The 11,572-nt window shown below is 71.4% G+C and carries 9 protein-coding genes and 1 pseudogene; 6 read left to right on the forward strand and 4 right to left on the reverse strand.

What is annotated here, in order from left to right:
* Nucleotides 1-417 (reverse strand): annotated as a pseudogene (locus tag ACFVZW_RS32270) (hypothetical protein); the annotation flags it as partial.
* Complete coding sequence (locus ACFVZW_RS32275) at nucleotides 401-1,243, reverse strand: hypothetical protein (protein ID WP_384528911.1); 843 nt, start codon at nucleotides 1,241-1,243, stop codon at nucleotides 401-403. The gene ACFVZW_RS32275 and the pseudogene ACFVZW_RS32270, both read right to left, overlap by 17 nt.
* Nucleotides 1,244-1,793: 550 nt before the next feature.
* Between ACFVZW_RS32275 and ACFVZW_RS32280 the strand changes: the two genes are divergently transcribed.
* A complete protein-coding gene (locus ACFVZW_RS32280; RefSeq protein ID WP_384528914.1) occupies nucleotides 1,794-2,150 on the forward strand; it encodes a cupin domain-containing protein in 357 nt (118 codons plus the stop codon).
* Nucleotides 2,151-2,246: 96 nt separating this feature from the next.
* Here ACFVZW_RS32280 and ACFVZW_RS32285 read toward each other — a convergent pair whose 3' ends face one another.
* Nucleotides 2,247-3,545, reverse strand: a complete 1,299-nt coding sequence (locus tag ACFVZW_RS32285; RefSeq protein WP_384528917.1) for an MFS transporter — start codon at nucleotides 3,543-3,545, stop codon at nucleotides 2,247-2,249.
* An 84-nt stretch (nucleotides 3,546-3,629) separates the two neighbouring features.
* The gene (locus tag ACFVZW_RS32290) at nucleotides 3,630-4,163 is read right to left on the reverse strand and encodes a methylated-DNA--[protein]-cysteine S-methyltransferase (RefSeq protein ID WP_384528920.1); all 534 of its coding nucleotides are present in this window, start codon (nucleotides 4,161-4,163) and stop codon (nucleotides 3,630-3,632) included.
* Nucleotides 4,164-4,356: 193 nt separating this feature from the next.
* Here ACFVZW_RS32290 and ACFVZW_RS32295 point away from each other — a divergent pair, with 193 nt between their 5' ends.
* The 5 genes from ACFVZW_RS32295 (at nucleotide 4,357) to ACFVZW_RS32315 (ending at nucleotide 11,518) form a co-directional block, all read left to right on the forward strand.
* A complete protein-coding gene (locus ACFVZW_RS32295; RefSeq protein ID WP_384528922.1) occupies nucleotides 4,357-5,259 on the forward strand; it encodes an MHYT domain-containing protein in 903 nt (300 codons plus the stop codon).
* A 70-nt stretch (nucleotides 5,260-5,329) separates the two neighbouring features.
* Complete coding sequence (gene uvrB / locus ACFVZW_RS32300) at nucleotides 5,330-7,465, forward strand: excinuclease ABC subunit UvrB (RefSeq protein ID WP_384528925.1); 2,136 nt, start codon at nucleotides 5,330-5,332, stop codon at nucleotides 7,463-7,465.
* Between the two features lie 151 nt (nucleotides 7,466-7,616).
* Entirely contained in the window at nucleotides 7,617-8,195 is a 579-nt protein-coding gene (locus ACFVZW_RS32305) for a TerD family protein (protein ID WP_329121892.1), read from the forward strand.
* Between the two features lie 117 nt (nucleotides 8,196-8,312).
* Complete coding sequence (locus ACFVZW_RS32310) at nucleotides 8,313-10,250, forward strand: TerD family protein (RefSeq protein ID WP_384528928.1); 1,938 nt, start codon at nucleotides 8,313-8,315, stop codon at nucleotides 10,248-10,250.
* 233 nt (nucleotides 10,251-10,483) lie between these two features.
* On the forward strand, nucleotides 10,484-11,518 hold the full coding sequence (locus ACFVZW_RS32315) for a TerC family protein (protein ID WP_384528931.1): 1,035 nt from the start codon (nucleotides 10,484-10,486) through the stop codon (nucleotides 11,516-11,518).
* Nucleotides 11,519-11,572 lie beyond the last annotated feature (54 nt).

Consider the following 11,572-nt stretch of genomic DNA (forward strand, 5'->3'; position numbering starts at 1 on the left):
CGCGCCCCCCGCCGGGGCGCGCAGGAGGGGGGGGAGCAGGGGCTTTGCCGCGGGCGGGGGGGGGGTGAGCGGGGGGGGGGGCGGGCGGGGGCCGCCCGCCGGGGGGCCCGGGCGCTGCCCGGCCGCGGTGAGCTGGACGGCGGTCCAGCCGGGGCCGGTGTCGGTGAGCACCGCCCGCTCGCCGGCCGGTGCCCGCAGCTCGCCTGCCGCGAGAGCTGAGCTCCAGCTGGCGGGGAGCCGTACCTCGCAGGCGGCGGCGAGCGCGGTCGGTCGTGGCGCCGGGGCGGACGACTCGCGGGGCGTCGGTTCCGGATCGGGCCGTGCCGACGAGCATCCCGCCATCAGGATGCCCGCCAGCAGCAGGGTCAGCGCCGCGCGGGCGCCGACCGGGGAGAAGGAGTTACCAGACGTACCCACGGCCGCCCATGATGGTGGTGATGGTGTCGGATGAGATGCGCGCCGACTTGGGGACGGATCCCGCCCAGGAGATCACGCTCGTGCTCACTCCACCCACCGGATCCAGGTAGTTGACCTGTCCGGCGGCGGAGTCCGTGTTGTAGCCGTCGATCGAGACCCAGTGGAATATCTCGATGTTGGGGTGGCCGACGAGATGCGGTCCGCCCGGGACCTCCCAGGCGTTGCCGGCTATCGCGTAGTCGTGGTCGGTGTTGTGCGTGATGTGCTGCTTGAAGTTCGTCTTGTCGGTGGCGGTCGGGGTGTACGGCAGCGCCTTGGGGACGTAACCGGCACCGGGCAGCCGGTAGTTCAGCGCGTCGGCCATCGGATAGCCCGTAGGGCTGGGGACGTTGATGTTGACGCCGTACCAGGCGGTGCCGCTGGAGTTCGTCTTGAGGAGGGTCGCCGCGTCCTGCTGCGAGCGGCCCGCGACCTCGTCGGCCGCGGACTGGGTGATCACGAGGGTGGCCGGTCCGCACCAGTAGGACGTCTTCTGCGACTGGTGGAGGCCACCGGAGAGCTTGTACCCGGCCAGTGCGGTCCGGGGGCGCACTTCGTCGTACGTTCTCGCCGCCTGAGCCTGCTTGGCGGCGCTGAGTCTCTGCTGGGCGGGGGTGAGGTGCTGCGGGCCGAGGGTGTCGTACGCGGCCTTGTAGGGGGCGCCGGGGGCCACCGGGTCGGCCGCGAGGGCGGCGGGGGCGGCCACGGTGACCGCGAGCAGCGCGGCGGCCGTGAGGGCGGTGGTGGTCAGGGCGGCGCTGCGGGGGAGGAAGGCTGACGCGGGCATCGCACTCTCCTGTCGGAGGTGGGGGACGAGTCCAGGGGGAGTTTGACGCGCGCACGCCAGGCGTGACAGGGGGCTCGGTGGATTGCCCCCGACCAACATTGGGCGCACCAAAGGCGCCTCTCGTGACCAGCGGGGACATCTGCCGGCGAGCCATCCCCTGGGCCCGGCTTTCGGCCGTATGGCGCTGTGACGCCCTGTCTCGCGGAGTGCGCGTATGAGCGATTTCGCCCCCGAAGGGGCTGAGGTGTCCATTCGTCACTTCTACGACGGTCTCGTCGTCGAGGACGACCTGATTACGCCGACTGGGGGCAAGCCTCGAACGTGCCTGCGGATTCGGTGCCCCGCCGTCCGGCCCGGCCGCCGGAGCTTCCTTCGACGCGGCCCGGCCGTGCCTCGTGACCTCCCGGGAGCCGCTCCCGAAGCCGCCCTTCGGATTTCGTAGCCGCCGCCGGAATTGGGGAAGTCGCCTGGTCGGAGGCGAAACGGAGTGCACTCTTCCAGGCGATCCTGACGGCGGGACGGTCCCAAGTCCCCGCTACAGTCACCGCCCATGACGACACACGACCACCCCTCCTTCGCCGTCCACATCCCCGATGCGGAACTGGAGCCGGAGCCGCTCGACCCCGAACAGATCGTCTCGGGCACCCCCGAGGTGACCGGCAAGGTCCTCTGGGAGTCCGCCGACGGCAAGCAGGTGCGCGGCATCTGGCAGATCACCCCCGGAGTGGTGACCGACACCGAGGCGAACGAGCTCTTCGTCGTCGTCAGCGGTCGCGCCACCGTCGCCGTCGAGGGCGGTGCGACGCTGGAGATCGGGCCGGGCGACGCATGCGTGCTGCGCGAGGGGGACCGGACTACCTGGACGGTCCACGAGACGCTGCGCAAGGCGTACCACATCAGCCTCTAGGGGATGGGGCGTCGGCGGGCCGGCGGCCGGTGAACGAGCCCCGATCGCCTGGGTGGATATCGGATCCAGGAGGTTGGATCCGATATCCAATGACCGTCAGGCGGGCCGCCGCACCGCGCCCCGCACCGCCAATGCCGCCATCGGCAGCAGCAGACACGCACCCACCAGGTTCAGCCAGCCGTAGCCCGCCCGGGCGACGATCAGCCCCGCCGCAAGCCCGCCCACACCGGCGGCGGTGTTCATGATGAAGTCCGACAGGCCCTGGACCGCCGCCCGGGCGGCCTGCGGAACCGAGTCCGTGAGCAGGGCGGAGCCCGACACCAGGCCCGCCGACCAGCCGAGCCCCAGCACGAACAGGCCGGCCGCGGTCTGTCCGTGGCTCGGCCCCGCCGTGCCCGCGAGCAGCGCGGCGACCGAGAGCAGTCCGACCGCCAGGCCGATCACCGTGAGGCGGCCCAGCCGGTCGGACAGCCAGCCCATCACCGGGGAGAAGGCGTACATGCCCGCGATGTGTCCGCTGATGACCAGACCGATGAGCTGGATGCCCGCGCCGTGGTGGCTCAGCGCCACCGGAGTCATCGACATGATCGAGACCATCGCGGTGTGGGACACGGCCACGGTCACCAGCGCGAGACGGGCCCGCGAGGAATCCCGTACCGCTCGCATCCCCGCCCGGAGCGAACGCCCCTCGGCCGCCGCCTCGCTCTCCTCCGCACCCGACAGGGCGCGGGCCGTCAGCAGCGGGTCCGGGCGCAGCAGCAGCGCCACCATGACGGCGGCGACCAGGAACACCCCGGCGGCCCAGACGAACGGTCCGGCCGTCGCGGGGATGCCGAGGCCCGCCACGCTCTCCCCGGCCGGAGCGGCGACATTGGGCCCGAGGACGGCTCCGATCGTCGTCGCCCACACCACCGTGGAGATGGCCCGGCCCCTGCGGTCCGGCTCGGCCAGGTCCGCGGCCGCGAAGCGGGCGGCGAGGTTGGCCGAGGAGCCCGCGCCGAAGCCGACCAGGCCCGCGAGGAGCAGGGGGAAGTTGTCGGCGACCGCCCCGAGGACCACGACCCCGGCCCCCAGCGCGCCCACCAGATAGGCGAGCACGAGCCCCGGCCGCCGCCCGCGGGAGCCCATGAGGGAGGCGAGGGGCATGGCGAGCAGCGCGGGCCCGGCGACCGTAGCTGTCGAGGCGAGACCCGACAGCGCCTCCGTACCGCTGACCTCCTTGGCCAGGACCGCCGCGAGGGCGACACCGATGGCGATGCCGAGTCCGCCAAGGATCTGGCTGGCGATCAGCACGGCCTGGATGCGACGCCGGAGCGTCGGCGGTGCGGCGGCCGCGACGGGGGCGGATATCTCCGCCGCATCGGCGGCGTCAGGGGCGCTGGGGGTGTTGGTCACTGACGCGAGTGTGCCAGCCGTTCCGGCCGATGGGAACGCCAGCCCCCGGGTGCCCTCAGGGGCACCCGGGGACCCGGGGCCGCCTCAGAACAGTGGCTGCGGCAGCACGCCCTCCAGCGCCAGCAGCGTCCGCTTGGTCTCCAGGCCGCCCCCGAAGCCGCCGATCCCGCCGTCGCTCTCCACCACCCGGTGGCACGGCACGACCACCGGCAGTGGATTGGCGCCCATGGCCGCCCCCACCGCCTGGGCCGCGCCCGGCTGTCCGACCCGCCGGGCCAGGTCTCCGTACCCCACGACCGTCCCGAACGGCACGCCCTCCGCCAGCTCGCGCAGCACCTGGCGGTTGAATCCCGTCGTCAGCGTCCAGTCGAGGGCGAGATCGAAGTCCCGGCGCCCGCCCGCGAAGTACTCCCCGAGCTGCCGTATCGGCTCGGCGAGCCGGCCGGACTCGCTCCGCACCGGCTCCGCGCCGAGCTGACCGGCCAGCCGCCCGAGCGCCGCGTCCCGCACCGCCTCGTCGGCGTGGAAGACCACGCTCACCAGGCCGCGGTCGGTCGCCGCGAGCAGCAGCGGGCCGATGTCGCTCGCCACGACCGTCCATTCCACCGTGGTGTCCATGGAGATCACGGTACGACCGCCCACCGACATCGCCGCCGTCACGGCCCGGTCTCTTCTCGGTCTCGCCGAAGCCAAATCCCGGACCACATGGTCGTGCGGCCCCCCGCGCGCCATAATCTCGCCCCGATAGGACTACTCAGCGGTACCGACTGTTTTCGGACGACGTTGCACGACGGGTGGAGGGCACACGCTCATGCAGGGCACGGTCGACGGATTCAGCTACGGCCTCGTGACGCCGGTCGCCGCCTATCTCATGGCCTGCCTCGGTGGGGCCCTGGGGCTGCGCTGCACCATCAGATCGCTGCGTCACCGGGACACCTTCAAGGCCGGCTGGCTGGCCCTGGGGGCGACCGCGATAGGCACCGGCATCTGGACGATGCACTTCATCGCGATGATGGGCTTCTCCGTCCGGCAGGCCCCGATCAGCTACGACCGGCCCATCACCTTCGCGAGCCTGGCCGTCGCCGTCGTGATGGTCGGCATCGGCATCTTCATCGTCGGCTACCGCGGGGCCACCCCGCTCGCCCTGGTCACCGGCGGCACCATCACCGGCCTCGGCATCGCCACCATGCACTACCTCGGCATGGCGGGGATGCGTCTCCAGGGGCGCATCGAGTACGACACCCTCACCGTGGCGCTCTCCGTCGTCATCGCCGTCGTCGCGGCCACCACCGCCCTCTGGGCGGCCGTCTCGGTGCACGGATTTCTGGCCAGCCTCGGTGCGAGCCTGGTGATGGGCCTCGCCGTCAGTGGTATGCACTACACCGCCATGGCCGCCGTCAACGTCCATCTGCACGGCGACGGCGCCGTCGCCGGCACCGGCGACACCGCCACCTCGCTCCTCCTGCCGATGCTGATCGGCCCCGCCGTCTTCCTCCTGCTTGCCGCGGTCGTCGTCATGTTCGACCCGCTGCTCGTGATGGGCGACCCGGACTGGCAGCGCCCCGCCGCCCACAGCCCGCACCGTCCAGGAGTCCCCGCCCCGCGCCGCGCCCCCGGCTACGGCGAACCCGCGAACTGGTCCGCCCAGCGGCCCTCCGGCCGGGGCGGCCGCAAGGGAGCGGCCCGCGGCGGACACCGCTCCCAGGACTGGTAGGAACGGACCGCCGGGCGCCCGCCGAGCCGTTCCCGGCCCGACTGTCAGTGGCGGGTCGTACGGTGGTCACATGCGGCCCGTTTCCCAGATCGAACGTACGGTGGCGCCTTTCGAGGTCGTCAGCCCCTACCAGCCCAGCGGCGACCAGCCGACGGCCATCGCCGACCTCGAGCGGCGCATCCGCGCGGGCGAGAAGGACGTCGTCCTCCTCGGCGCCACCGGCACCGGCAAGTCGGCGACCACCGCCTGGATGATCGAGAAGCTTCAGCGCCCCACGCTGGTGATGGCGCCGAACAAGACACTGGCCGCCCAGCTGGCGAACGAGTTCCGCGAGCTCCTGCCGAACAACGCGGTCGAGTACTTCGTCTCGTACTACGACTACTACCAGCCCGAGGCGTACGTCCCGCAGTCGGACACCTACATCGAGAAGGACTCCTCGATCAACGAGGAGGTCGAGCGGCTGCGCCACTCCGCGACGAACTCCCTCCTCACCCGGCGCGACGTCGTCGTGGTCGCCTCCGTCTCCTGCATCTACGGCCTCGGCACGCCCCAGGAGTACGTGGACCGGATGGTCCCGCTCAAGGTCGGCGAGGAGATGGACCGCGACCAGCTGCTGCGCCGCTTCGTCGACATCCAGTACACCCGCAACGACGTGGCGTTCGCCCGGGGCACCTTCCGGGTCCGCGGCGACACCATCGAGATCTTCCCGGTCTACGAGGAGCTCGCGGTCCGCATCGAGATGTTCGGCGACGAGATCGAGGCGCTCTCCACGCTCCACCCCCTCACCGGCGAGGTCATCAGCGAGGACCGGGAGCTGTACGTCTTCCCCGCCAGCCACTACGTGGCGGGACCCGAGCGCATGGAGAAGGCGATCAACGGCATCGAGCGCGAGCTCGAGAGCCGGCTCGCCGAGCTGGACAAGCAGGGCAAGATGCTGGAGTCCCAGCGCCTGCGGATGCGCACCACGTACGACATCGAGATGATGCGCCAGATCGGCTCCTGCTCCGGCATCGAGAACTACTCGATGCACTTCGACGACCGCGAGCCCGGCTCCGCGCCCAACACGCTCCTCGACTACTTCCCCGAGGACTTCCTCCTCGTCATCGACGAGTCGCACGTCACCGTTCCGCAGATCGGCGCCATGTACGAGGGCGACGCCTCCCGCAAGCGCACCCTGGTCGACCACGGCTTCCGGCTGCCCTCCGCGCTCGACAACCGCCCGCTGAAGTGGGAGGAGTTCCAGAAGCGGATCGGCCAGACCGTCTACCTCTCGGCCACCCCCGGCACGTACGAGCTGTCCCGCGGCGACGGCTTCGTCGAGCAGATCATCCGCCCCACCGGCCTGGTCGACCCCCAGGTCGTCGTCAAGCCCACCGAGGGGCAGATCGACGACCTGGTCCACGAGATCCGGCTGCGCACCGAGAAGGACGAGCGGGTGCTGGTCACGACGCTCACCAAGAAGATGTCCGAGGACCTCACCGAATACTTCCTGGAGCTCGGCATCCAGGTCCGCTATCTGCACAGCGACGTCGACACCCTGCGCCGCATCGAGCTCCTGCGCGAGCTGCGCGCCGGCGAGTACGACGTCCTGGTCGGCATCAACCTGCTCCGCGAGGGCCTCGACCTGCCCGAGGTCTCCCTCGTCGCCATCCTCGACGCCGACAAGCAGGGCTTCCTGCGCTCCGGCACCTCGCTCATCCAGACCATCGGCCGCGCGGCGCGCAATGTCTCCGGCCAGGTCCACATGTACGCGGACACGATCACGCCGGCGATGGAGAAGGCCATCGACGAGACCAACCGGCGGCGTGAGAAGCAGATCGCGTACAACACGGCCAACGGCATCGACCCGCAGCCACTGCGCAAGAAGATCAACGACATCGTCGCCACCATCGCGCGCGAGGAGGTCGACACCGAGGAGCTGCTGGGCACCGGCTACCGCAACGAGAAGGACGCCAAGGGTGCCAAGGCGCCCGTGCCCTCACTCGCCGCGCACTCCACCAAGGCCAAGGGCAAGGGCAAGGCGGGCTCCACGGTCGAGCTCGGCGACCGGCCGGCCGCCGAACTGGCCGCGATCATCGAGGAGATGACCGACCGGATGCGGGCCGCGGCGGCGGAGCTGCAGTTCGAGGTGGCCGCGCGGTTGCGTGACGAGGTGGGCGAGCTGAAGAAGGAGTTGCGCCAGATGAGGGAGGCGGGGCTGGCCTGACGCCCGGGGTGGCTTGAGCCGCCTGTGTGTTGCAAGACCGACACAAAACGCGACCGCGTCTGCTGCGTTGTCACCGCCCCTGCGTAGGGTGCTGGCAACCGCACGCACAGCAGAGGGCGGCCGCGGGGATCGCTAGGAGAGGGGACAGCGCGTGACGGTCAACATGACCAAGGGTCAGGCCATCAACCTGGAGAAGCAGGGCGGGGGCAGCCTGACGTCCGTACGGATGGGGCTCGGCTGGCAGGCGGCGCCCCGTCGCGGTCTGTTCGGCTCGCGGACCCGCGAGGTCGACCTGGACGCCTCCGCGGTGCTCTTCGCCGACAAGCAGCCGGTGGACGTGGTCTTCTTCCGCCACCTCGTGAGTGACGACGGCTCGGTCCGGCACACCGGTGACAACCTGGTGGGCGGCGCCGGCCAGGGTGGCGACGACGAGTCGATCCTGGTCGACCTCCAGCGCGTCCCCGTCCACATCGACCAGATCGTCTTCACGGTGAACTCGTTCACCGGCCAGACGTTCCAGGAGGTGCAGAACGCGTTCTGCCGGATCGTCGACGAGACGAACGGCCAGGAGCTCGCGCGCTACACCCTGGACGGCGGCGGCCAGTACACCGCGCAGATCATGGCGAAGGTGCACCGGGCCGGCTCCGGCTGGCAGATGACCGCCTTGGGCAACCCGGCCAACGGCCGGACGTTCCAGGACCTCATGCCCGCGATCCTGCCGCACCTGTAGGCCGGCACCGCAGGCGCACCCACAGCTCCCGGAGGCGGCAGGCCACCGGGAGCTGTCCCACATGATCCGCCCGTAGTCCGCACAGACGGAACGAAGCAAGCCGAGGGGACAGAGTCGATGACGGCCGAGCTGGTCCGGGGGCAGAACCATGCCCTGCCCGACACCCGACTGGAGATCCGGGTCTCGGCCGGCCATCCGGTCGTCGCCGGCGCCACCCTCGGCGACGAGCGGGGCACGGTCCCCGGCGTCGAGTGGATCGCCCACCCGGGCTCGCCCTCGCTGCCCGGTGTGGAGGTCTCCCAGCAGGCCGCCGCCGACCACCGCCTCGCCGTGGATCTGGAAGCGCTGCCGACCGCCGTGCACCGCGTCTCCGTCCTCCTGGCGCTCCCCGTCGGCGTCGGCGGCCCGGCCCGCTTCGGCGCCGTCGCGGCCCCCTTCGTCGCCGTCACCGCCCTCGACGGCACCGAGATCGCCAGCTATACGATCACCGGCCTCGACCGCGAATCCGCCGTCGTCGCCCTGGAGCTGTACCGCCGCCAGGGCGTCTGGAAGGTCCGCGCCATGGGCCAGGGTTACGAGGGCGGCCTGGCCGCGATGCTCGGCGACCAGGGCCTGGAGCGCCCCGCCGACCTGGCGGCGTCGATCCTGGAGGCCGTGGCCCGGGGCCTGGCCCGCTCGGTCTCCGCCCCGCCCCCGCGCGTCCCCGAGACGGAGCGCGTGCGCCACGCGGCGCCCACGACGGGGTCGGACCCCATGCCCGGGTCCGACCCTGCGCGCGGACCCCAACCGACGCGCGCGCCCGATCCCGCGCCGACCGTGCCGGTGACGCCCCCGCAGGCGCCCACGGGCGGCACCGGCGGCCCGATCAGCTACGCCCACCCCCGCCGTGCGACGCCGGCCCCGGAGCCGCAGCAGGGGCCTCCCGTCCCCGTCGCGGGCGACGCCAGCGGCTGGTCCATGGACGAGCGGCTCTACAACCAGGTGTGGGGCATGTTCGAGGACCTGGCGCGCAGCACCGCCGCGTACCGCAGCGCCTGCGACTTCGCCGAGTCCCGCCTCGACCAGGAGCTCGACCGCGCGCTCTCCGACCCGCGCAGCCGCATCGGCGGCGCGGGGGACGCCGCCCGCGAGGCGGCCCGCGCCAAGCACGACGAGCTCACCGCCCGCGCCAAGGAAGCCCTCGACCGGGACCTCGCCCAGCTCGTCGCCGAGTCCGAGGTCGTCGAACCGGCGCTGCCCGCCGCCTTCGCCCGCTGGGACAACCCCGTCTGGCATGCGTACCGCGTCCCCATGGAGGTGCCGATGGCGCTGCGCCTGGGCGACCTCCATCTGCCCGAGCGGACCGACCTGCGCATCCCGATGCTCGTCAGGCTCCCGCTCGAGCGCGGGCTCTGGGTGGACTCCGGACGCGGCCACTCCGAGGCGGCCGGACTCCTCGACGAGGCCGAGCTGCGCCGGCTCGCCCTGGACACGGCCGTCGCCCATGCCGCCCGGCTCCTCGCCGTGTACCCGTCCGATGAGTTCGCCGTCCACGTCGTCGACCCGGCGGGCTCCGGAGCCGCCGCACTCGCCCCGCTCGTCGAGGCGGGCGTCCTGGCCGGGCCCCCGGCCGCCGGGGCGGCCGGGGTCTCCGCCGTCCTCGCGCGGCTGACCGAGCGCGTCGACCTGGTCCAGATGGCGCTGCGGGCGGGAGCCCCCGACGCGCTGCCGCCCGGCATGGACACCGCCGAGCAGCTTCTGATCGTCCACGACTTCCCGCACGGCTTCGACGACCGGGCGGTCACCCAGCTCCGCTACCTCGCGGACGAGGGGCCGGCCGTCGGCGTCCATCTCATGCTGGTGGCGGACCGCGAGGACGCCTCCGCGTACGGCCCGGTGCTCGACCCGCTGTGGCGTTCCCTGCTGCGGATCACACCCGTTGCCGACGACCACCTCGCCGATCCGTGGGTCGGCCACGCCTGGACGTACGAGCCGCCCCGCTTCCCGCCGGGCAGCGCGGTGCTCCGTCAGGTCCTCGCCCAGGTGGCCGACGCCCGTCGGCAATGGGGCCGCTGACCTGCCTTCTTGGGACCTCTTTACCCTGTCCTTTACCTTCTCTTGGTTCTTCGGGTAGTCTTCTCGGCGCGGAGGGGAGTACTCCCCAAGCGCGGCGTTCCCGTCAATACGGACGGACCATGACCGGTCTGATCCCGGGGCGTCGGCCCGGCCCCGTCATGTACGGGCCCGGGTGGAAGAGACCTCCGGCAGCGACGACGCTGATCAAGTAGCCGTACGACGCCGGAGGCGCAGTGGACGTTTCGACGACTCTCTGGGTGCTGACCATTCTCGGTCTGAGCGCCCTCATCGCGATCGACTTCTTCATCGGGCGCAAGCCCCATGACGTGTCGGTCAAGGAAGCCGGAATCTGGACGATCGTCTGGATCGCCCTGGCCGCACTCTTCGGCATCGGACTGGCGGTCTTCGGCAACAGCCAGGCGTCCGGCGAGTTCTTCGCCGGATTCATCACCGAGAAGTCGCTGAGTGTCGACAACCTCTTCGTCTTCGTCCTGATCATGGCGAAGTTCTCGGTGCCCTCGCACCTCCAGCAGCGCGTGCTGCTCGTCGGTGTGCTGATCGCCCTGGTCCTGCGCGCGATCTTCATCGCCGCCGGCGCCACGATCATCGCCAGCTTCTCCTGGGTCTTCTACATCTTCGGCGCGTTCCTGATCTACACCGCGTGGAAGCTCATCAAGGAGGCGCGCGCCGGCGAGGACGAGGACGACTGGGAGGAGAACCGTCTCCTCAAGTCGGTCGAGAAGAAGTTCGGCGTCGCGGACAAGTACCACGGCACGAAGCTCTTCATCAAGGTCAACGGCAAGCGGGTGCTGACCCCGCTGATGGTCGTCATGCTCGCCATCGGCACGACCGACGTCCTCTTCGCCCTCGACTCGATCCCGGCGATCTTCGGCCTGACCCAGGACCCGTACATCGTCTTCACCGCCAACGCCTTCGCGCTGATGGGTCTGCGGCAGCTGTACTTCCTGATCGGCGGACTGCTCAAGAAGCTGGTCCACCTCAGCTACGGCCTGTCGGTGATCCTCGGCTTCATCGGTGTGAAGCTGGTGCTGCATGCCCTGCACGAGTCCGGGGTCCACGTCCCCGAGATCTCCATCCCGTTCTCGCTCGCGGTCATCGGTGGTGTCCTCGTCGTCACCACGATCACCAGCCTCATCGCCTCCAAGAAGCAGGCGGAGCGCGAGGCCGCCGAAGCGGCGGCCGAGGTGCCGGCCGAGGCGCCGGCGGCGAAGTCCGGCGAGACCGAGAAGGACAGCGTCGACGCCTGACCGGGCCTCGGCACCAGAACGCACCGCGGCCGGTGCGGGCGGCACACCACCGCC

The sequence above is a fragment of the Streptomyces sp. NPDC059567 genome, from assembly GCF_042735655.1.
Lineage (GTDB): Bacteria > Actinomycetota > Actinomycetes > Streptomycetales > Streptomycetaceae > Streptomyces.